The 24,495-nt window shown below is 41.0% G+C and carries 16 protein-coding genes; 3 read left to right on the top strand and 13 right to left on the bottom strand.

Going from position 1 to position 24,495, the window contains the following annotated elements; translation table 11 throughout:
* Positions 1 to 5 precede the first annotated feature (5 nt).
* The 12 genes from AB5542_RS02275 to AB5542_RS02220 all read right to left on the bottom strand — a co-directional run bounded on the left by AB5542_RS02275 (position 6) and on the right by AB5542_RS02220 (position 19,873).
* The gene (locus AB5542_RS02275) at positions 6 to 2,297 is read right to left on the bottom strand and encodes a Gldg family protein (protein ID WP_118304330.1); all 2,292 of its coding nucleotides are present in this window, start codon (positions 2,295 to 2,297) and stop codon (positions 6 to 8) included.
* An 11-nt stretch (positions 2,298 to 2,308) separates the two neighbouring features.
* The gene (locus AB5542_RS02270) at positions 2,309 to 3,238 is read right to left on the bottom strand and encodes an ABC transporter ATP-binding protein (protein ID WP_118304331.1); all 930 of its coding nucleotides are present in this window, start codon (positions 3,236 to 3,238) and stop codon (positions 2,309 to 2,311) included.
* A 26-nt stretch (positions 3,239 to 3,264) separates the two neighbouring features.
* The gene (locus AB5542_RS02265) at positions 3,265 to 4,731 is read right to left on the bottom strand and encodes a M20/M25/M40 family metallo-hydrolase (RefSeq protein ID WP_279039936.1); all 1,467 of its coding nucleotides are present in this window, start codon (positions 4,729 to 4,731) and stop codon (positions 3,265 to 3,267) included.
* An 11-nt stretch (positions 4,732 to 4,742) separates the two neighbouring features.
* The gene (locus AB5542_RS02260) at positions 4,743 to 7,835 is read right to left on the bottom strand and encodes a glycoside hydrolase family 2 TIM barrel-domain containing protein (RefSeq protein WP_279039934.1); all 3,093 of its coding nucleotides are present in this window, start codon (positions 7,833 to 7,835) and stop codon (positions 4,743 to 4,745) included.
* 6 nt (positions 7,836 to 7,841) lie between these two features.
* On the bottom strand, positions 7,842 to 9,818 hold the full coding sequence (locus AB5542_RS02255) for an MGH1-like glycoside hydrolase domain-containing protein (protein ID WP_279039932.1): 1,977 nt from the start codon (positions 9,816 to 9,818) through the stop codon (positions 7,842 to 7,844).
* Position 9,819: 1 nt separating this feature from the next.
* Entirely contained in the window at positions 9,820 to 11,343 is a 1,524-nt protein-coding gene (locus tag AB5542_RS02250) for a PKD-like family lipoprotein (protein ID WP_270544625.1), read from the bottom strand.
* Between the two features lie 11 nt (positions 11,344 to 11,354).
* A complete protein-coding gene (locus AB5542_RS02245) occupies positions 11,355 to 12,062 on the bottom strand; it encodes a DUF4843 domain-containing protein (RefSeq protein WP_270544624.1) in 708 nt (235 codons plus the stop codon).
* A 31-nt stretch (positions 12,063 to 12,093) separates the two neighbouring features.
* Positions 12,094 to 13,551: a RagB/SusD family nutrient uptake outer membrane protein gene (locus AB5542_RS02240; protein WP_279039930.1), complete on the bottom strand. Its 1,458-nt coding sequence runs from the start codon at positions 13,549 to 13,551 to the stop codon at positions 12,094 to 12,096.
* Positions 13,552 to 13,561: 10 nt separating this feature from the next.
* Positions 13,562 to 16,945, bottom strand: a complete 3,384-nt coding sequence (locus AB5542_RS02235; RefSeq protein WP_279039928.1) for a SusC/RagA family TonB-linked outer membrane protein — start codon at positions 16,943 to 16,945, stop codon at positions 13,562 to 13,564.
* 105 nt (positions 16,946 to 17,050) lie between these two features.
* The gene (locus AB5542_RS02230; protein WP_279039927.1) at positions 17,051 to 18,199 is read right to left on the bottom strand and encodes a FecR family protein; all 1,149 of its coding nucleotides are present in this window, start codon (positions 18,197 to 18,199) and stop codon (positions 17,051 to 17,053) included.
* Positions 18,200 to 18,246: 47 nt separating this feature from the next.
* Positions 18,247 to 18,807 (bottom strand): RNA polymerase sigma factor, encoded by a 561-nt coding sequence (locus AB5542_RS02225; RefSeq protein ID WP_279039925.1) that lies wholly within the window; start codon positions 18,805 to 18,807, stop codon positions 18,247 to 18,249.
* A 601-nt stretch (positions 18,808 to 19,408) separates the two neighbouring features.
* The gene (locus AB5542_RS02220; protein ID WP_279039924.1) at positions 19,409 to 19,873 is read right to left on the bottom strand and encodes a cytidine deaminase; all 465 of its coding nucleotides are present in this window, start codon (positions 19,871 to 19,873) and stop codon (positions 19,409 to 19,411) included.
* A gap of 50 nt (positions 19,874 to 19,923) precedes the next feature.
* Between AB5542_RS02220 and AB5542_RS02215 the strand changes: the two genes are divergently transcribed.
* Genes AB5542_RS02215 through AB5542_RS02205 form a run of 3 tightly spaced genes read left to right on the top strand, consistent with a single transcriptional unit; the run spans position 19,924 to position 22,342 of the window.
* A complete protein-coding gene (locus AB5542_RS02215) occupies positions 19,924 to 20,841 on the top strand; it encodes a glucosaminidase domain-containing protein (RefSeq protein WP_270544620.1) in 918 nt (305 codons plus the stop codon).
* 14 nt (positions 20,842 to 20,855) lie between these two features.
* Positions 20,856 to 21,392 carry a DUF4199 domain-containing protein gene (locus AB5542_RS02210; RefSeq protein ID WP_087421082.1) on the top strand — a complete coding sequence of 179 codons (537 nt, stop codon included), beginning with the start codon at positions 20,856 to 20,858 and terminating at the stop codon, positions 21,390 to 21,392.
* A gap of 2 nt (positions 21,393 to 21,394) precedes the next feature.
* A complete protein-coding gene (locus tag AB5542_RS02205; protein ID WP_087421081.1) occupies positions 21,395 to 22,342 on the top strand; it encodes a glycosyltransferase family 2 protein in 948 nt (315 codons plus the stop codon).
* Positions 22,343 to 22,423: 81 nt separating this feature from the next.
* Here AB5542_RS02205 and AB5542_RS02200 read toward each other — a convergent pair whose 3' ends face one another.
* Positions 22,424 to 24,076, bottom strand: a complete 1,653-nt coding sequence (locus AB5542_RS02200) for an MFS transporter (RefSeq protein ID WP_087421080.1) — start codon at positions 24,074 to 24,076, stop codon at positions 22,424 to 22,426.
* Positions 24,077 to 24,495: the final 419 nt, after the last annotated feature.

Genomic DNA, 24,495 nt, shown 5'->3' with positions numbered 1-24,495 from the left:
TATCCCTATTTTCCTCTTCTTCTCACCCAAATAAATACACTACAAATTAACAGTAATATCGGCAACACACCCAAGAATCCAACTTTCGCAACAGCCATCGCATCCATACTCAAACTCACACTATTATCTTCTGCTTGTTGACGACGAACATCAATAGGCACCTCATTATCCGAGAACCAAAAAAACATAGCATTGATAAAAGAGTAGTTAGAAGCCACAATATTTGATCTCTGGCGACTAATTTCCCCATTACTAATACAATCAGCATCTCCCAAAATAATTATTTTCTGATCTTTATTCCCAACTTTCCGATTCAAAGCTACAGCAGTTAAATTCGCCTGTTCCACTTCTCCATCTTCTGGATTCAATTCTACTTTATCATCTATAAAATCAGTTGTTTTATATTCAATCCAGCTACCCTTATTTGGGGTTACTAAAAGAGGTGTTAAAATAAATCCTTTCGTTGTATCACATTCCAAAGCAACCGCATCCGGCATTGTCACACTATAGAGACGGAACATATCACTAAACATATAATTCAAGCTACAACTTTCCCTCGTCACATTCCCCACAATTAAATTAGCAACATGTTCACTTGATTGCACCAAACGACCAGGTAAGAATTTCACGCCAAACGGAGCGATCACTGGATTCATAATTTCCTGTCTTTCAGCATCTCCTGCAACTAACAAATTACCACCTCGTTCTATATACTTGTTTAAACGTTCCATTTCTTCAGCTGAGAATGGAGTTTTCATCTCGGCAATAACCAATACATTAATATCCTCCGGTACATCTTGATCTAACGTCAGTGAAGTCACATCAAAACCTTGATTCAACAGAGAATAACGGAATATCTTATTATGAGCAAAATTGTAATAATCCAAATCACCCGTTTTCCCTATATCACGCATACCATGTCCTTGCACGAAACCAACTTTCGGTAAATCCATCACCAAACGTTTCATTGCTGCAGAGATTTCCCGTTCATGTGGATGTTTTTGATTATCCTCGTACACTCTCAAAAATGTCTTTTCCCCACTCTCTCTTTCTAACACTCGAATAAAACGATTATACTCATCTGATAAATCAATAATCTTATGAAATTCTTCCGGTTTCATAAACATCTTGGGATTCAGACTCATCGTTTCGCACAATTTTTCCACGATCTCTTCATCACTTAATCCCGGATAACGTTGTTGTAATGCAGCGTGATTATAAGTTCTATCATAGTAATACACGTACTTCATTTTAATATCCGGTTTAAAACGGATATATTGAGCAAAACGACCAATATCTCCATTTCTACTGATTGGTAAACCTGACCAGCAATTGTCCTCAAACAGATTCACGTACGTTGTTATTGTCAAATCACCTGTCATCTGGCTCATGATATCTTGACTACTTTTAGTCAACGTTTTTATTTTATTAGCAGTAGAATCATGGAAGAATTTCAGCATCGGCCGAGAACTGAGATAACCCAAGAAGATGGCAACAATAAATACTCCTACATACTTGCTAAACACCATATACCAAGTCGTCCGTTGCTTACCTGATTGCAACTTAATGATACAGAAACCTAAGAATACAGCGATAACGATAATAAAGTACAAAATATCTTCACTACAAATCAATCCGGCAATCAACTCATCCGCACGTCCGGAAATAGAGAGCCAATACGTGATATCGCGAATCAAATCTACACCTTGCCACATTCCTCCCACGAAATTCAAAGCAGCCAACAAGGCTAAAGTACCGATAGCAGCAACCACTTGATAGGAAGTCAAACAAGACATGAATAACCCGATGGCCGCATAAGCACAGATCAACAAGTATATTCCCAGCAATCCGGTAAAGACCAGTCCGCAATCCATATTCTCTATCGTGAATAGGTTAAAGATAACCATCACACATAATATGCCGATCAATACCAAACCATAAATCACCATAGCCAGATATTTTCCCAGAATAATCTGCCAACTCGTGACTGGAGAAGAATACAACAATTTAATCGAACCACTGCTCAACTCCCGGCTCATCAACCCCATAGTCAGCAATGGCATATAAAGATACAGGTAATTCTGTACATTCGAGAATACACCCGTCCAGCTTGCATATAGACGGGAAGTAACACTATACACCCCATAACCAAGGGCTTGAGACCTTACATATCCTTCCATTTCCTGTACGAAAACCATACAGGTCTGAAAAGTGAACACGATAAGAATTAACCAGGCTATAGGGGAATAGAACAAGGTTTGCAATTCCGTTCTTGCTATTCTATATATTTTTCTCATAAGATTCTTTATTAATTGATTTTTTTACCCGATAATTTAGCAAAGATCACATCCAATGAACTCTTTTCCATATTGATCTCTTGCAAATGCCATCCGTTAGCCACGCTCGCTTCGATCACTCTTTCCGAAATAGCATCCATTGTGTCAAAGTGCAAACGGAAACGCTTGTTTGTCAAATTTTCCACGCTTACGATTCCCGGAATGGCTCGCAGTTCATTTTCACTTGGCGGAGCATCCATTAGCACGACTAACGAATCCGGTTTGATGTAATTATTAAATTCATCCATCGTCCCCGCAAACACCATATGCCCGGACTCAATCATCCGGATCTGATCACAAGTCATTTGCACTTCCGGTAAAATATGCGTGGAAAGCATCACGGCTCGATCCACCGCAATCTCCTTTACCAAATTCCGGATTTCCACAATCTGGTTGGGGTCCAACCCGTTTGTCGGTTCATCCAACACCACGAATTTCGGATCATGCACGATAGCCTGCGCTATTCCCAAACGCTGCTGGTATCCCCCGGAAAGATTACGCACCAAACGCTTGCTGAAATGCATAATTCCACATTTATCCTTCGCCTTCTCCACGGCAGCTTTGATATGCTTGGGTTCCACGGAACGCAAATAAGCGCAATGTGTTAAATATTCATCCACATTCAAATCCAGATGTAAAGGCGGTTTCTGCGGCAAAAAGCCGATATGCTTCTTCGCCTCCACCGGGTTATCCCGCAAACTCACCCCGTTAATATATACTTCCCCCTTCGTCTGTTTCAACACGCCACACATGATATTCATCGTGGTTGATTTCCCGGCTCCATTCGAGCCCAATAACCCAAGGACTCCCGTCTGGTTAATCTCAAAACTAATATCCTGTATAGCCCACTGGGAACTATAGCGATGAGAAAGATTTTCTACTTTTACAATAGCGACATCCATACATTTAAATTTTATAATTTACACGTCTATTTTTCTCTCAAAACACCTTTGATCTTTACAATCTCCGGTAATGCCAGAAACAACATTCTAGCTGCATCCTCCATAATTTCAGGAGTCAATGTTTCAGCCCGATCTCTCGGATCATGATAATACATAGGTTTCAACTCCTCGGTCGTGGCTATATATAAGGCCGGAATCCCCCGTTTGGAAAATTCATCACCATCCGCCTGGGAATAACTCACGGCCCGCTCATAAGGAGTTACCTCAAATTCCCGGTGCAACCATCGATCGTTCACTTGAGCGAATATTTTTGCCACCGCCGGAAAGCTTTCTGCCCCCCAAACCGATAAACCATTTCCATTTCCAACCATATCAATGTTCAGCATACACATGGTTTTGTCCAGCGGAAACGTAGGATGATTCAAATAATGAATTGCTCCTTTAATACCTCTTTCCTCCGCCCCGAAAAAAGCGAACACGATATTCTTCTCCGGTTTGATTCCACTAGCAGCCAAAGCCTTCGCTACGGCTAACTGTAAAGCAACCCCCGAAGCATTATCCAAAGCACCGGGAAACATTAATCCATTGTTACCCAAATGATCGAGGTGTGCCCCCAATACAATGGAAGAAGTCGTATCCACGCCCTTGATCACGCCGATCACGTTACAGGTGGTCGCATAAGGATAGTGACGAGTCACAACATCCATATTCAAACGACATCCGGTATTAAAAGAACAGGGCTTTTGTTTCTCACTGATCTGTTTTTTTAACCCGTCCCGCGTATACCCGGCTTTTGCAACCAATTCATCCACCATGGAAGGATCCACGTGAGTATAAATCATCCCTTTCGAAAAAGCAATTCCCGTGTGTGCCAGTTTTCCAACCAACAACACCGCTGCCGCACCTTTCTTTAAAGCCTGAGGTAATTTATAACTCTCGGAAGCATAGCGCATATAAAGATCAAAACGTTTCTTCTCATCCTTATCCCGATATGGTATACCCCGTTCAATGATCACAATCTTTCCCTTTACATCTATCCCCTCGTAATCATCATACCCGTATTCCGGGGCCGTGATCCCATACCCGGCATACACCACTTCTGCATTTTCCACCTTCCCCGAATCAGAGTTCATTCCCGGATAAAAATCCCGCGGGAAGACATACTCTTGTTCATTTCCCACTTTTTTCAATCTACAATCGATCAAACTCGTCGTAGGCATCCGAAAATGTTGTAAATAAGAACCATCATCCCCCGCGGGTTCTAACCCGAAATCACACAATTGTTCCGCGCACCAAAAAGCACATTTCATATATTCTCCCGTTCCGGCAAGCCGTCCGTTATATTCTTCCTTGCATAATTCATGCACATATTCCATAATTTCATCACTTGAAATAGAGTGAAACACATCCATTATCTCCTTGGACATCTTTTCATGTTGGGCTTTCACCGAACAACACCAACCGATCAATAAAATCAAAATCCAATATCTCATACTCGAACTATTTACATTTTAACAGGTAATACCCGGAAAGTGAAATCATATATCCCCGGCAAAATCAAGTACTGCGGATGAGTCACTGCCCGCAAACTCCAAGTCGTATCCCCGCCAACCCCCATTTGTCGCCAATCAATATTCCAAGTAATCAAATTTTCCTCTTTCACTTCATTCAAATGACGCTGTGTCTTTTCGGCACCCGGTTCATCCAATACATTATTGGAGAACCGGTAAACAGATGATCCGAAAGGAACATCCCCGATCACTTCCAAGCCCAAATCATCGCTCTCAAGCCTCATCCGGCGAATATCCGTCCGGTTTCCATTCTCTTGAGGACGGGCATAAGGCACATACCAATCTTCCACCGGACATTCATACCGTCCGACAAAAGCCCCAGAACAACGGTCTATGTAATTTTCCTGTGGTCCCCGGCCATACCACTCTACACGGGTAAAATCAGGAACAAGCTGCCAAGTCAGCCCTACCCGGGGAATCAATTCCGAAGTACAATTCCGGGTGTCCACATGATAGCGGACTTCCATCTCTCCCGCCCCATTCAAACGGTAACACAACTGATATGTCGTATTCATTTTCTCCAATTCGAAATCAGTTCGAATCTCCACGAATTTTCCTTGTTGTTTCACGTCGAAATTCACCAATTTCGCTTGTGAAGCTGCCCCTTTCCAACCGATACATTCCGGGATAATATACTCACTACCAAAATCATTATCCGTTCCCGGTCGCCAAAAATTAGCTTCCAGACCATTCACTAGAATCTCTTTGTTGTTTACCTGATACGAGATCAATTTACCAGTTTCTCGATCAAACTCAAGCATGACATCTCGTCCTTGCACAGAAACCCGATTCCCGTTCTCAACCACTTTAACCTCTCCATTCTCTGCGAAAGCAGGTAGTTTATCCAAACAAGGTAATACAAACTGTTCTGCGGCCAACACATGCCCTTTCTTGATCAAGGAATAATCTTTATTAGCAATAGTATACACGTTCACGTAATATTCTGCACCACGGTCTTCAAGTTTCGGGAACGGCAATTCCAACAAACACGTTTCCTGTGGCATCACTTTTAAATTAGGTACCATACCAGAGTCCACAACAATTCCATCCTTCAACAATTCCCATTTCAGATCCGAATGCTCCAAAGATTTAAAAAACAACTCATTAAAAATCTCCACGATGCCCCGGTTATAATCCAGCAAGCGAAATGCCACATCTTGATATACCTTTTTCACCTCCCAAGCCGCAGGGCTCCATGAACGGTCTGCTCGAACTATGCCATTCAAACAAAAGTTATTGCCGGAAGGAATTTCCGGACCTCCGAAATCTCCCCCATAGGCCCAATATTTCACTCCATTACTATCCACTTGTTCGATACCTTGGTCAACCCAATCCCATATATGTCCCCCTTGCAAATAAGGATATTTCCGAATCACATCCCAATACTCCTTCAGCCCCCCGACACTATTTCCCATTGCGTGAGCATACTCACACAAAATCAAAGGTTTATCTGGCCGAGACAACACATGATTAATCAGAACATCAATCTGTTTATACATCGGACAGTAAATATCCGTAAACTCTTTCTTTCCGGCATCCTCAGAATGAATCGGACGCTGTGACAAATCATGCTCCTTCAACCATTTATAGGTTGCCAAGAAATTAATTCCGGACCCAGATTCGTTTCCCAGCGACCAAGCTATAATACAAGCATGGTTTTTATCTCTCTGGAACATCCGTTCCGTACGATCAATAAAGACATGCGTCCATTCCGGTCTGTTCGCCAGAGACTCCCGGGGATCATAACCAATTCCATGGCTTTCAACATTCGCCTCATCAACGACATACAAACCATATTCATCACACAACCGATACCAAAGAGGATCATTGGGATAGTGAGCCGTACGCACACTATTTACATTCATCTCTTTCATCAAGCGAATATCCGTCAACATCGATTCCCGATCCACCACATGTCCCTTTTCAGGATCATGTTCATGACGATTCACCCCTTTCAACAAAACAGGTTGTCCGTTTACCAGCAATTGCCCTCCCTTAATCTCTGATTTACGGAAACCTACCGCTTGGGTCAATACCTCCCGAACCACGTTACGCCCCCGCTCCTCAACACGGGTCTCGATGGTCAAATCATATAGATTAGGCGTCTCTGCCGTCCATTTCAACGGATTTAAAATCTTCTTTTCAATACAAACCGTATCCATACCCTCCTTCTTTTCGGAAGTAATCACTTCTGAAAATATCGTATTGCCCTGTCTGTCATTCAACGTCACGGCCACATCATACTTTTCTCCCCGGTTTTCCAATTCCATATTCAGACGCAACAAAGCATCCCGGTAATCAGCATCCAAATCCGTTGCAAGCTGAAAATCATATACATTTGAACGGGGACGGGTATAAAGAAATACATCCCGCTGGATACCGGAAAAACGCCAGAAATCCTGATCCTCCACGTAAGTACCATCACACCAACGGAAAACCTGCACGGCAATTTCATTCTTTCCTTTCCGTACACAAGAAGTTACATCAAATTCCGCCGGAGTTTTCGAATCTTGAGAATAGCCAACCAATTGACCGTTTACCCACACGTAAAAAGCCGAACTCACGGCCCCAAAATGTAACACGATCTTGTTCCCAATCCAATCATCGGGTACACGGAATGTCCTCTTGTAAGAACCAACCGGATCGTTCTCCGGGTCTACATTCGGCCACTCGGCTTTAAAGCCGAATCCTGTTTCCACGTAAATCGGTACCCCGTAGCCTTTTAATTCCCAGTTAGAAGGGACCTCGATATTATCCCATTTACGAACATCATACCCAACCTTGTAAAAATCCATCGGACGGTCTGCCGGCTTACTCACCCACTTAAATTTCCACACCCCGTTCAAAGAAAGATAACGAGAGGAATTTTCCACATCCCATACCAATGCCTGTTCCCGATTATCAAACGGGATATAGAAAGCATGGCTACGCATCCGGTTTTTCTGGAGAACATCCAGATTTTCCCAGTCATTCTGCGCCCCTGCCGACAATGTCATCAGCATAAAAACAAACAGCAAACATCTCATAATTACTTATTTATATTCAAACATCATTAATAACAAATGTGCTGAAGACCAACCAAAATGCGGAGCATTCAAGGTCTCTCCGGTCAAGGGGTTATAATTTTCATGAACAGGCTGATCCCCCAACAGCCCCTGGCAATTATTTAATATTTTTAATGTCAATTCATTTGCCTCTTTATCATACCCGTAATTTCTCAACCCCCGAATACCGAAATACGCCTGATCCAACCAAACTGGTCCCCTCCAATAACCTCGTTCCGGTTCCAGGCGGGGATGACTTAGATCCAAGGTTCCCAAAGGCACAAAGGAATTGAACCGATTCACATCCATCATAATATTTCTCACCTGATCCGCTTGTTTTTGGTTTGCTACTCCGGCCCAAAGAGGTAACCAACCCTCCGGTCCGTAAACCGGAATAAGAGCGTGTGATTTTAACCGAACATCAAAGAAATATCCATTCTCATCATCGAACATGATTTGTCGAATCCTGTCGGCCAGAATACCCGCATCTTTTTCCAACTGATTAGCAAACTCTTCCCGGTTTAGCAAGCGGGCAAAGCGGGCAAGCGTCATCTTTTCATCATACAAGTAAGTATTCAAATCCACACTTTCCTGACTCATAGACCAAGCTTTCGGTAACTCACCCTTCAACATCTCTGTACTATCAAAACGCACAGCATTATCCATCCCGCTTTCCCAAGCCGCAGCCTGCAAAGTCCCGTCCGTTGCCCCGTACTCACACAGTCCGTTCTGATCAACATCCCGATAAGCATACCACCAATTATGATACCTCAACAACCGATCAAACATCTCCTCGACAAAGGACAAATCCCCGTCCGCATCATAAATTTCCTCCACGGCCCATGAAGCCAGAGGGGGTTTCGTATCCCGCAAATTATTAATATACTTTATCCGGCTGACAAAATCCGGAATCATACCTTCTTCTGTTTGGTAATCAAACAAAGCCCGAATATGATCTTTAGCCAACTCCGGTTCCCAACGCCCGATCGCCGCAGCAATCTTCCAAGAATCCCATGACCAGAATCCCGTACTGAATCCCCAATAAGAAGGATAACCTCCATCATGCAATAAATCATGTGCAGCACTCCGCCAATTCGCCATCAACGTCATCAAGCACTTGACTGCTATTCTTCTGTATTTCAAATTAGTAAATAATTCCGACTTATTTTCAAACAACTTTTCAATATAGCGCTCCCATCGTTGAGCGGCCATTTCAAAAAATGGTTCACTCTCCTCGAAAGGATTTCCCTCCAATACCGGATGCTTCACGTGTTCTGGTTCATCATTAAAATAAGCGGAATAAACAAACATATCCTCCCGTTCCTCACCTCGCCCGAATTTTCGCACCTCCGTTTCAAAACGATACTTTCCATCCCGAACTACCGCATGACAGCCTTCACCCGCCTCTATTTCAAAACAACATTTCGTTGCGGGAAACTCCAAATACACCGTCCGTCCGTCAATAACCTGACCTTGGAAATATTGAGTAAAAAAGCTCCCCTCATAAATAATCTTAACCTCTTTGGGACCTCCCGTGTTGCGGACCCGAGTCCGCAACAAAGAAGTCCGATTGTTTACAAAAACAATCTCCTGTGTCAAGGTTAGAGTCTCCCAGGTAAAGGACTGAATCATCCGACCCGGAAAATAACTTTTTTCAACAATAGCATTCGTAACTTCCTGTAATACTCCGTCAACAACCACTGATGCAACCGCAGTATAAGAGCCCACGGCATAATTGGATGCCATAGACATGGGACCGGAAAAACCTCCTGCCATTCCGACACTATCCGGAATAAAGGCAAATCCATGCCATGCCCCCAAATCAGAGAAAAGAGAAACTCCTTCTCTGATGCCTTGAGGCCAGTTAGATATATTCAGTACATTACGATAGTCAGCTTGTACATTTAAAAACGATTGTCCTGCACACCCGCACAGAAGGATTACAAAAAGCCATATATATTTCATACTATTCCGCTGCTTTATGAATAATCTGTTTTACCATACCAACATTTTGATCCATCTTCATGACCAAACGTCCCGCCTCGTCCGACGCAAATCCCTCTGAATTAATCTTCAAGAGGTAAACTTCACCATTAGCCAATCCAACACACAAATATTCATTAGCATAGAATTCATCCTCCATCGCCTTAATTTCTGCCGGAAAACTATAATACCGTTCCGGCACAATCTCACCCTCCGCATCTTTTCCAAAATAATACAAAACATTACCGGAAGCAATGAAAGCATACGGACAACCAAATCCCCGGCCTCTACCATTATCCGGAATCAACAATAAAATATTGTCATTCATCATATCCCCCTTAAATTCCCGTTGAGACTCTGCCACAATATCTTCAGGGTCATCCGTTAACAACATTTGTCCCACGTAAGTTCCATCCGCACGTTTGATGATATTATACAACCCGCCAGCCGGAATATAATAGTCATTCCACCAATACCCGCTTGTTGCTATTAACTCATTATTACCCAAGTTATCCATGGGAATAAATCCATTCGGATAACCAGCACATTTCGGCTCTCCAATAGTTCCATAGCTGGAAGCCCCCCGGATATACAAGAATCGTTTTCTCTCTTTTTCATACACGAACACGTACCCATTTTCTGTATTCATATCATACACGAAACGATCTGCATTCAATTGATGAGCAACCTCTTCACCCACAGCATCAGGTTCCATATACACCATCGGATATTGCGAAAAATATCCCGTATGGAAAGCTTCTGAACTAAAATTCTTACGCCCGAATACCCGTCCGTCCTCGGCCAGCAAAAAACTATACCAATCATCAAAGAATACTTGCTTAGGTCTCACGTTCTCCGGGATCACTTGAAATTCTTTCGACAATTCCAAAGATTTTTCCAAATTCGCACCATCCAAGTCAAGACATTTATAAAAATCATCCTGCAATAGCATAATATGTTCGTCTGTCTGATTTCCTAAATCATGCAGATGAATCTGTACAGGCTTCCCATCCAAAGAAACGCCTTCAATACCTTCATAAATATCATAGATACACCGAGCCCACTCCCCTTTCACTCTTTTTAAAAAACTTAATGATGACACACCATTTTTTTCTGATAAAATCAAAAAACCATCGGAATAAAGTGAACTAACCCTTACCATCGTCTGGGTCATAAAAGTTAATCCACTCAATGTATCAGTTACCTGCAACACCCATTTCATCTGCTCCGGAGCATCCAGGGGAATAATATATTCTATATTTTTCTCCCGGGAAAACACAGAATCAAGCTCCACGGACCATTCGTACTTTAACCCAACTTTCGTTTCCAAATCGAACACGATCTCCGGCTCAATAATCAACGTATCTCCAACAGACACATGGTATGATCCATTTACATTTCCGATTGTACCTTCTGCCAAATTACGATAATCATAATCACCTTTATCTTCGTAACATCCTGTTATGCTCCAAGCCATCACAAGACACAATATCAATATCTTTTTCATAACATTCATTATTAACCGATTACTGTCACTGTTATTCTAGTTCCATCATCCTCGTATTCCGGATGAGCCTCCAAATAACGCTTAAACTTCAAGGCATACTCCCGTATATATTTTTCCTCAACACCCGTCAGATCTGTCACACCCACTTCCCGACAAAAAATCTCGTATTTCTTGGGTGTAAATCCACCTAAATAATATTTATCAACCGTCTCGTCCCACCATCCCGGAATTGAAATCGCTGAAGTAAAGTATATCTTTGCTTGGCTATAAACAGTTTCACCTACTTCAAAAAATTCATTCGGCTTAATTTGTAATACAACCCGACAATAAGCATCTTCCAATTGAGCCGTTTTCTTCAATACTACAAACACCGAATCGACATTCACACCTTTATGAAAAACCATCTCATCCGGAAATGCAAAATCCGCATCTGAAAGCGGAGATACCACCTTCCCATCTTTCAACAATCCCGACAAAGAATCCACCACACACAACTTGATCGGGCAATCCTCGGTCAATAACTGGCCTCCCAAATTAAATTTCACGGAAACTTCAATCGCATCCTTCCCCTGATGAAAGAAGAAGGTTTCCACGATGCTATCCGTAGCCGGATTATTATAAAAACTCAAATAATTAACACTACTATATGTATCGAACTCATCTTCCTTACATCCGAAAACGGCCAAAAGAAGGAATAAAAAGAGAAACTGTCCTTTCATAATCTTTATATTTTTGGTGACCATTATTTTTCTATTGATTTAAAGTTACATCTTCACTATCCGGAATTTCGAAAACAAACGCCCCATCCTTCATTCCCGAATAAAATTCTGTCCCCAACTTCTTATACAAGAAAAATAACTGTCCTTCACCGATAAACGTACGGTAAGCATCATTTATCCATGTCTTATGGTAATCCTCAAGACTTTGTACCGTTACCGGGGTATAGGCACCCGATGCCTGCTTTACCACCGTAATACGAGAAGCTGCCGTCGCATAATCTTTAATAGAGGCATAATACTCTCCCGCAATATACTGCATCTCACTTGTACGAATAATCGGAATGATTTCATTAGGGATCGTTCCTTGATCAGAACTTACAGGAAGATACTTTTTACTCACTTTATTCGCTCCATCCAAATTTTGCATATGATAATACCCACGATAATCATAAGTATCGGATCCCAATATCTTATTTAGCGCCGTGTTCGACACGCATAACACCTTATTGGTTCCGGTATAGTAAGCCTCAAAAAGTTCTGTCAATTTCCGATTACTCAATGCAAATATAACATCCTCATATTGCTTGGGCTTAGCATAATCTCCCTTAACCGGAAAAGACCCGTTATCTATCACTTCCTGAGCTTGTTCTGCTGCTAATTGTAGCTCGCCTTTATAATTATATACACGAGCCAACATTGCGGTTGCCGCATAGTAATTCATCCGGAACCCCCGGAAACAATAGAATAAATCCTCTACCGCTCCTGCAGTTCCCAATAAACGATTAGTTGTTCTTAATTGATCTTTTCTCACAGAAGAAACTGTATCAAACGTGGCCAATAAAGTTTTGGCATCTTTTAAATCCCGAATAACTTTGTCCAAATAATCTTGCACATTCTCCCGTTTCTGGAACACTGCAGGATGAGTTTCACAATAAGGAAGATACTCGTTATTATCATTAACAGGCACGTATCCCGTTTTATCCCCATTTAATTCAACAGCCACGGGAGCAAATAAGCGTAATAAATCAAAGTGCAAAAAAGCCCGTAAAGCCAAAGCTTCCCCCTTCAACATATTCTTTTCTCCCTCACGCCCCAAAAATTTTGTAACATCCTCCTTATCTATATTCTGAATCAAATTATTACAATTTGCTATTGACTTGTAAGCCCCCTGCCAAATACTCTCTAAAATCCCTTTGACCTCACTATTATCGTAATCACCTTTGTAAGCTTTAGGATAAGCTCCATATTGATTCATTTTGTCAAAATTATAATATTGAGCCAGCACATCCATAAATCCCCAAGTCAATTGTTGAGCATACATATCCGATTCCGAAATCCGGGAATAAACGCCGTTCAACGAATTACGATACCCTTCCCCGTCTGCAAAAAGGTCTTCTTCATCAACTTCCGATTGCGGAGTGACATTCAACCAGCCATTGCATCCAAACAATAGCGGTAAAAACAATAGTAACAATATTTTGTTTTTCATACTCATCGCATTAATTGAAATTAATTTTAATAGAGAAATTATATGAATGGGCATAAGGAAACTCCGTTCCCCGCTCTTGCTTGATCGTTGAGATTCGGAACAATTCATTTGCACCTAATTCAAAACGAACCAAGCCAAATTTATATTTTCGTAAGAATTTAGAATCCAAATCATAACCTAATGTAATAGAATTCAAACTAAGCTCGTTATCCTTCTGCATAAAACGAGATGTCGGTTTTGTGTACCCATCTTGATTTCTAATATCCTTATATTTAGCGTTGTCTCCTGGTTTCTGCCATCTTTGTTTCAAAACACGTTTATCCACATTTTCCTCGTAAATCTTAGCATTCTCAACCTTCGTCACCAAAGTAGAATTATAGGCATCGCCACCAAACTTATACATGAACGAAGCGAACAATGACAAATTTTTATAACGCACATTAAACCCGAAAGACCCCTGAGCATCCGGTTCTGTATCACCGATAATCACCATCTCGTCTCCAGACCAAGTATAAGTAATCGTCCCATCTTTCTTTAAAAACATCTCTTTACCGTTTGCCGGATCAATTCCTAAAGATTTCATTCCATATTTGGCCGTATTAGAACCTCCTTCTTCATATTTTGTTAAAATTTCCGAAGACGATTTCAAATTCGAACTCCGTTGGTAATACTGATTTACCCGGTCATTATACCGTTTTAATGCCTCCGAAATCGCTAATATCTCGTTTTTATTATGAGACATATTTCCATAGACAGAGAAATTCCAATCCTGACGTCTTACAATCTCGTACTTCACATCCAACTCAATACCTTTATTCAATACATTACCCATATTATCATAGTAATCATTGAATCCTGAAGATGTCGGAATAGCTACCGTGGTAATCAAACCTGTCGTTTTCTTGTGATACCAACTTCCCGTGATAAACAAACGGTCATGCATAAAACCTAATTGGAATCCAGCATCAAAAGTTTTCGTTTTCTCCCAAGATAAAGCCGGATTACCCAATGCTTTCAGTAATGCACCAAATCCCGTACGATACCATTGATCTGTTAAGACTTCATAGGTTGTTTTCGCTACATACGGGGGAAAATTCACTTTACCCGTGGCCCCGTATGATGCCCGCAATTTTAAAGTTGACAACACACCTTGTTGTTTCATGAATTCATAATTATGAATATTAATACCGAGTCCGGCCGACCAGAAAGGAGCAAACTTTTTATCTTTACCAAAATCTGAAGAACCGTCAAAACGACAAGAAGCATCCAACAAATAAATATTATTATACGTGTAATTCAATCCAGCCAAAAAACCAACCATTCTACTCAAACGCTCATTAGCAGTCGGCTTTTCATATATTTCCTCTGCATAATTAATAGAGTTCAACGAGCCGGACGGGAAACCTTTATATTGACTAGAAGTCCCCTCACTCTTATTTGCCATAATATTCAACCCGGCAGTCAAATTTATATTATGCCTATTCACCATTTGATTATATGCAAACAAAATATTGGTATTCCAACTAAGTTCTTCACTCTTACTTAAATTATACGAGCCAGAAGACATATTATTTACAGACAATGATTCATTCTTATTTTGTAAAGACTTTGGATCAACGAAACGTTCTGTCGTAGAAAAACGGCGGGTCACACTAAAATCACCCTTTAACTGAAAATGCTCGGCAAACATCCAATTCACACCAAAGTTATCAATTAACTCCTCATACTTTGATCCACTGAAATTATTCAAAGTTGACTCGTACAATGGATTTACCCGTCCCAAATCCTCAGTCGTCATCCCGGATCTATTATGCCATTGAGGCAAATTTTGGGCAATTACCCCATTTTCATCTTTATAACGATCATAAGGCAATGCTGATGCATAACTAGAAAAAGAACCGTATGGAGAATCCTCTGAATTCATCACGCTATAAGAGATATAATTTCGCACCGACAAACCTTTAACTTGATAATTAATAGAAAATCCTCCCCCTATTCTCTTTCGGAAAGATTCTTTCATCACCCCTTTATCATTCCGATAACTAAAATCAATCCCATATCGTAAACCTTGAGCCCCTCCTTCCATGTACAAACTATGCTGCGTGTTGAATTCTGTACGTAAAGGTTGCGACAACCAATAAGTATTCACTCCCCGCGCTATATTCGCCTCCTTAGCTAACAATTCCTCCCGCTTAGAATACAATTCGGGAAAAGTCTCTGCCTCATAAAAACCTGCCGCAATTTCTGTATCCAACAATTCTCTGGCATTCATTAAATTATAATCACTCAAATCAGGAGTAGAAACTTTTCCGGTCAAACTATACGTTACAGACAACTGTCCGGCTTTCGGAGCCACGGTTGTAATGACCACCACCCCATTGGCAGCACGAGAACCGTAAATCGCAGTTGCAGCAGCATCCTTCAATATTGTAATATTCTGAATTCTATTGGGATCAAAATCATACAACTTTTCCGCTGTAATTTCGAAACCGTCCATAATAAACGTCGGCAGATTTGAGTTATTCTTCAAATTCGATTTATCCAGCGGATCGGCATCCAACGCCTTCACTCCCGTACTGGAAGTACCCCGGATATTCACCTCTGGCAATGCATTCGGATCTGATCCCCATTTATTATTCTCCCTAATTCTAAAGGAAGGGTCAAAAACCTGTAATGCTTGAATCACATTTGACTTGGAAACTTTCAGTAATTCCTCTTTGCTCACGCTAACAGCATTTCCGGTAAAGCTCTTTTTATCAATATTGGCATATCCTGTAACGACCACATCTTCCAAAGCACTTGTTTCGATCTTCATCCGTATATTCAGTTTCTTGTCGCCTTGTACTTTTATCTCCTGTGTTTCATAACCGATAAAGGAAACAAGTAATATCAACGAGTCTTTAGCAGGCAGAAGTAATGTAAAATCTCCCGTCTCATTAGAGGTTATACCGATCGTCGTACCTTTCAATATAATCGTGGCACCCGGCATGGGCTCACCCCTCTCATCCTTTACATTTCCTTTCACCACAATCTCCTTCTTTTCTTGAACAACCACCTCTTCTTTCTCGGAAATAACATATACCCCATCTACTTCCTTGTACATGTACTTTGTCCCTTGCAAACATTTATTCAGGATATCAGGAAGAGCTTTGTTCGTCAATACGACATTAATCCTCACGGATTTATCAATCCGCTCATGATTGTATAATATCTTTCCACCCGTTTGTTTGCTTAAATGTCCCAAGGCATCCAAAAGAGACATATTTTCAAACTTAACACTCATTTGTTGCGTTTGGGCTGAAACCTCTTCCCTTAGCATGGTCCCGTAAGCCAGCAACAGAGTCACGAAAATAAACAAGAATTTCCGCGATTGAATCACAACTTTTTTCATCATAAGTTATTGGTTTTAATTTATATGATTAAAAAACATTAGTATATAGTATTCCCATTATTGAACATTTTCACGTTCAATATCACACATTATTTACTCAAAAATTCCTTATTTCTTCGATCGGGAAATGAGTACTTTACCTTTTTCTAAAGAAAAATCCAAATGGGTAGCGAACTCCAGTATATCAAATACTTTTTCAATATCGGTATACTTGGGCACATTCCCTGTAAAGTGTAATTCCCGAATGCCCAGGTCCGCATAACACACCTCAATTCCATACCAACGAGCCATCCGTTTCATAATCGACTCCAGTTTTTCATTAAAAAAGTAAAGCCGATCTTCCATCCAAGACGTATAAGGCAAAATATTCACCTCTTTCACTGATAAGGATTGTTCTTTAATCAAGGCTTGCTCCCCGGGACTCAATATTTTTTTCTGATCCCCAAGGGCTACTTCAATCTTTCCCGAGGCAAGAGTCGCCAAACCAAATTCATCATCATTATAGCAACTTACATCAAAAGATGTCCCCAAGGCTTTCACCGAAAAAGTGGCACAATTCACGATAAAAGGTTTTGACGTATCCCTCGCCACGTCAAAAAACGCTTCACCTTCCAAATACACTTCCCGAGAAGTTCCCACAAAATTAACCGGATACTTTAACCGGGAGGTTGCCGCCAACCACACCTTTGTACCATCTTCTAGGGTCAGACAATATTCTGCACGGGCGGGAACACTCAATGTATTATAAATTAATTCCTTGGAAATGTCATCATGATTCTCGTACACGATTTGATCCCTTTTCTCCGTCATCCTAATTTTCATCCCGTTCTTTTCCAGAACTCCAGTCGAATCGAACTGACTAATGTTCACCCGCTCCCCGTTAGAAAGAAACAACATAATACCACCCTCATTAGCAGTAACCTCCACGCTTGACTCCACATCTCCCGTCTTCAGTAGCCACCAAGCAAACAAAGCCACGAACGGTAATAACACAGCGGCATAACGCATGAAAGAACGTCGCAAAACTCGTACTCGTTCTTTTTTCCGAGTCTCATCCAACACCCGGTTCCATATAAGTTGTCGATTAAACGATTTTTTAATCCTCAAATCGCTTGCAGCCTGTTGCAGAACCTCCTCGTAACATTTCTGATGCTCCTCGGATTCTTTCAGCCAAGCCACGAACTCCACGTCATCATGAGGACGTTTCCCTCGTAAAACCTCTTTTAGAATATTCATATTTGATCTGTACTCTTCCATATTCAAATAACCTTTCATTAACAAGTCACATCAACTTGAAAAAAGTATTACTCGGATTTCAAAAAAATCAACAAAAAAATAAAAAATTGCTCTTTCGTCAATTTTTCCCGTAAAATCCGGTACGCTTTACTTACTTGCACTTTTACTGTATTTATCGATAGATCATACTTTTGAGCCACCTCAACATAGCTACATTCCTCGATACAGGCATCCACAAAAATAGCTTTACATTTTTCCGGCAAAGAATCAATTGCCAGATGAATTTTTTCGCACAACTCCGCTCGTTCCATTTCATACTCCACACAAGACGGATCCTCTAATTCTTCAGATAATTCCGTATCCCTATATTTTGTCCGTGTCGCATTTAAGGAGGCATAATGTATTGCAGAAAAACAATAATAACGGAAGGATTTATATATCAGCACTTTTTCCCGGTTCATCCACAACTTCACGAAAAAATCCTGGACAACATCTTCCGCTACCGCCTTATTTCCCGTGATACGATAAGCAACCACATACAAATCCGGAGAATACCGATTAAATATATTCTCAAAACAAACTCTATCCCCCCGCCGTAATCCTTCTACATCCTTATCTTCCACCATCATAATGGGCATATTATATATTCCAAAAAATCTTTCCTACGAAAGAATCACATCTTTTTTAAATCCCCACATACTATATCAAAAGACGATCGTTTAATAATCACAAAAGTAATAATATTTTATTATTCCATGCCTTCCGTAAACAATTTCGTCCGTTCTACATCTTTCTTTGAATAAGTCACATCAACTTCAAAAAAGTATTATTCAAAACTTATAAAAAATAGACTATATTTCTTCCTTTTTTCCACCACCCTTACGCTTACACCCGTCCCTTCATTGTTTCGTTATGTTATTGTTTTCACTTCAACAATGATATAACGAATACAAAACGAATAAATGTAAAGCAATATATTGAACAACAGATAATAACCAGTAAAGTTCAACAAATCTATCCGAGAACAAGAAGAGATTTAACCGAAAAGCTACCCCTCTTTCGAAGACTCCCCAGAGCTTAAACAGAACTCAGATAACAGCGACAGGCGCATCAACGGTTGATCTCTGAATGATCAACGAAAAAGGGTACTGTTCTCTATTAGATTACAACTGTATTACACCTAATTCTGGTTTAATCAAACCAATATTTCATTCTCTTCGGGAAAGCATTTTAAGGCATGACAAACGAAAAAGGTAATAACTGGCTGGCCTTGATCAAGAGGGTTCTTTTTTTGCCTATCATGATAACGTCAAAATCCGCTTTATAGCGTTGAACAATCTCGGCCATCACCTGACGACAAGCCCCGCACGGGGTAACATTGTCCTCCACTTCCACGCCATGATCCCGGGCTGCAATGGCAATTGCCTTGATCCCCGCCTCCGGATACGTAGAACAAGCATAAAATAATGCGGTCCGCTCGGCGCACAGCCCGGAAGGATAAGCAACATTCTCCTGATTGGTACCACAAACGACCTCACCGTTATTCATCAACACGGCGGCCCCCACGGCAAAACCGGAATACACGCAATACGCATTTTTCGTGACATCCAAGGCTGCACGACACAATTCCTCGTACCCTTCCGGGTAAGATTCCCGGTACACCGTGTAATCAATCTTCAATTCCGCTTTCTCCATTCTATTTTTTTTCGTAATTTTACCGCCAATATAAAACATTATCGGAAACTATGAGCAAGATTTACGTTATTTTATTTTTGAGTTTTATATGTGTTAACATATGTGGAGCCTCTACTGACAGTCGCAAAGCGTTCATCAAAAAATATAAAAGTATTGCCATCGAAGAGATGGATCGTACGGGAATCCCCGCCAGTATCAAGCTGGCACAAGGGATGTTGGAATCCGGATGCGGAACATCCAAACTGGCGGTCAACGCCAACAACCATTTCGGTATCAAATGCCATAACTGGAACGGGGCCAGTTTTACCATGGACGATGATAAACGAAACGAATGTTTTCGAAAATACAGGAATCCGGAAGAATCATGGGTAGATCACAGTGAATTCTTACTCACCCGCCCCCGCTACGCCTTCCTGTTCGACCTGCCAAAAACAGATTATAAAGGCTGGGCCAAAGGCTTGAAAAAAGCAGGATATGCAACCGCCTCCGATTACGCACAAAAACTCATTAAAATTATCGAGGAAGAAGAGTTATATCAATTCGATCGCCCGGCAAAAAAAGTCCGTCCGATACCCAATGAATTAAACTACAAACTCAGCGAAAGCAAAAACTACCAGAGCCGGGTGGTATATATCAATCGAATTCCTTCCGTGAAAGTGAAAGAAGGGGACACGTTTGAAAGTATCGCCCAGTATTTCAACATTCCGTTGAAGAAATTACTAAAATACAACGATAAAAACGAACTTTCGATCCGTACAGGAATGCACGTGTTCTTGGCAAAGAAAAAGAACAAAGCCCCCAAAGGTTACACGTTCCATAAAACGAAAGCCGGAGACACCATGTACATGATCTCCCAGATATATGGAATCAAGCTCGCCAAATTGTTGCAATATAATTACATGGAAAACGGCGAGCAACCTCAGGTCGGTGAAATGATCTCGTTAAGAGGTCCCGCCCAATTATACTAAAGGAGAAAAATTAAATGGAAAAAAATAACGAGCTATTCTTAAAACAGAATTCAATATTCGGGTGCCTGATCGGGGGCACCTTCATTTTCGCATCTTTGTTATTTATCCTGGCAGGAAAAGGAATCGTGGTAAACGCACAATTCCACAACATCATCATGATGCTAACCATTTTCGGGATATTCATCGGTGTCCGGAAATACAGGGATGAACAGTTGGCAGGCGTCATTTCTTACGGGAAAGCACTGAAAACAGGCATTTTTATCCTTTGCATCGCCTCGTTATGCTATGCCGTGTACGTGTTCTTTTTATACACGTTCAACGCGGACTTACTGACCGAATTCAAAAATGTGACAATAAACACACTGAAAATTACCGGTCAGAACTCCCCGCTCTTCAAAATGCTCGAAGAAAATGTTGATGTATATTTTGTTCCCGCCAGTATCGCTTTCGGGGAACTATTCAATAGAATCATCGTGGGAGCAGCCTTCTCGCTATTTATAGCCGGGTTGGTCAGAAGAAGTAAATTACCGTTTAACCCGCAAGAATTTTAAACATGGATATTTCAGTAGTCGTACCGTTATATAATGAAGAAGAATCCTTGCCAGAACTTTCCGCATGGATCGAGAGAGTCATGGTTGCGAACAATTTTACCTACGAAATTATTATGGTAGATGACGGGAGTAACGACAAGTCATGGAAAGTGATCGAACAACTGTCTGCTAAAGACGATCATGTACGTGGCATTAAATTCCGCCGTAATTATGGGAAATCGGCCGCATTACATTGTGGTTTCGAGGATGCACAAGGAGACGTGGTAATCACCATGGATGCAGATTTACAAGATAGCCCGGACGAGATTCCGGAACTCTACCGCATGATCACGGAAGAAGATTATGACTTGATTTCCGGCTGGAAAAAGAAAAGATATGACCCGATAACCAAAACACTCCCGACAAAGCTTTTCAACGCTACTGCCCGGAAGTTCTCCGGCATAAAGTTACATGACTTTAATTGCGGATTAAAGGCTTATAAAAACACGGTAGTGAAGAATATCGAAGTATACGGGGAGATGCACCGCTACATCCCGATTTTGGCCAAACAGGCCGGATTCACCCGGATCGGGGAAAAGGTGGTTCATCATCAAGCCCGAAAATACGGGGTAACGAAATTCGGACTTAACCGGTTTATTAACGGTTTTCTCGACCTACTTTCCGTAACTTTTATTACCCGGTTCGCTAAAAAACCCATGCACTTATTCGGTGCGCTGGGAACGCTGTTATTTATTATCGGATTTTGTGCCGCCGCTTGGATCGGTATTGAAAAACTGATCGCCGTGGCCCATAACCTAAGAGCCCCTCTAGTGACAAATAATCCTTACTTTTATATCGCTCTGACCTGCATGATCATCGGTTCTCAACTTTTCTTAGCCGGTTTCCTGGCAGAATTAGTTTCCCGAAGTGCCAGCGATCGGAACGTGTACAGGATCGAGAAAAAAATATAAACCACAAGATATATTCTAAATTAAAAATGTCCACCTCGTTTGAAGTGGACATTTTCAATATGAATACAATCAATTTTCTTCTTACTGTTGAACGTTCGGTAATTCCAAACCGAGACCTTTCACCTTATCAACACGTTTCAGGATTATACCGATAATCAAAGCGGCAACACCCAAGCAAGCCAACATGACAAGAGGCCACGTATAATTATAGGAAACAGCAGCTTGTTCCGGGGTGATCACGTGATTCTTCAAGTCATTTACAACTTGAGGATTTGTGTTATCCAACACTTTACCGATCAATAACGGGAAAAGCCACAAACCGATATTTTGAATCCAGAATATCAATGCATAAGCAGAACCAATCACTCTCTGATCAACCAACTTCGGAACACTCGGCCACAATGAAGCCGGAACCAGCGAGAACGATGCTCCCAGAATTAAAATGGTCACGTACGCAATCAAAACACCTCCGATTGCACTACCTTTAAACAGAGGTAAGATAAATGCAAATGTCAAGTGACACACGATCAACAAGATTGAACCGAACATCAACATGGTAGCAGCCTTACCTTTATTGTCAACCACTTTACCAAGAATCGGCGTGATACCCACTGCCAACAACGGGAATACGGCAAAAATAGTCTCTGCCGACTGACGCATATAACCCATGTAGCAGAATATAATCAAACCTATTACAGAGATAGCTAACAACAAAGTTTTCAATGCCTTCTTGCTTGTAAAGTTAAATGCAAATGCAGTAGCTGCAACAACCAGCATGATACAATATTGAATAATTGTCACAGTATTCCCAGCCCAGAAAGAACCTTCGGCAGGAGGAGTAAATGTCAAATTACATTGTAGCATGTTAACCGCATATTTCTGGAACGGGAAAATAGCCGAGTAATACAATACACAAAGTAATGCAACCAACCAGAAACCTCCACTTGACAGGATTTTCCCAATATCTTTAATTTTAAAGGGCTCATCTTTTTCTTCAGCCTCTCCGGTCTGTGCATCCAATTTCTTATCCATGAAGAAATAAACAATGAACATGATCAACGCGATCATCAATAACACCACACCAAAGGCAACTGAACGAGAAACGTCAACCTGTCCACCAAGTTTGGCGAAGAACGGAGAGAAAATCATACAAGTAGCAACTCCTAAACGCGCTAATGCCATTTCGGACCCCATTGCCAAAGCGATTTCACGTCCCTTAAACCATTTTACAATACCGCGAGAAACCGTGATACCAGCCATTTCCACACCACAGCCGAAGATCATGAAACCAACTGCAGCCAGTTTAGCAGATGCCGGCATTCCCTGGTAGAACGGGGAGATTCCCAACTCATCAAAACCCGGGATGTAATTCAAATTGTTCGTAAACCATGCTTCCAACCCGCTTCCCTTGAAACCTTCTGCAACAGCATACCATTTAATAACCGCACCGATTAACATTACCCCACCTGATAAAAGAGCAGTGAAACGAACACCCATTTTATCCAGAATGATACCGGCAAAAATTAAAAAGAATACAAATACATTCAAGAATGTTTCAGAACCTTGCATTGTTCCAAATGCCAATGAATCCCAACCACGTTCTGACTGCATCAAATCTTTAATCGGTGATAAAATGTCCATAAATATATATGAACAAAACATGGCTAATGCCAGCAACAATAAAGCGGCCCACCGAACGGCTGCATTGTCTCTTAGAGTAAGCTTTTCTGTCATTTGAATTTATTTTTTATAGAAATGAAGAAAATAAACAATGTTTTCCTATAACCACGCACCTTTACCTCTTCACATCTAAGTAAATAATTTATTTTGCAACAAAAATAGTATTTATTTTTAATAGAGAATCATTGTTATTCTTTAAAAATACGGGAAATCCAAAATAAAAGGAAATTGCCGGATTTCAGCCCGGAATTACTGAATATCAAGAAATAATCTATCGTTCAAAAAACGAGTGTCCGGAAACTTTAGGGTCTAATGAAAGCCTTTTGCTATCCGCAGTGAACAATTTTAAAGAAAAATACTTTTCAACAGCAGCATTTTTCTCTATCTTTGTTTAATGTCACGTCTTTCCTGAAGAGTGATTTTATAGCTAGAGGACATCCTTATAGCTAATTTTTTACAAGAGATGATTACAA

It is taken from the genome of Butyricimonas sp. RTP31003st1_G1_RTP31003_210430 (assembly GCF_040920905.1).
Lineage (GTDB): Bacteria > Bacteroidota > Bacteroidia > Bacteroidales > Marinifilaceae > Butyricimonas > Butyricimonas paravirosa.
The sequence above is the reverse complement of the archived record's forward strand: the minus strand, read 5'-3'. Positions and strand labels throughout refer to the sequence as shown.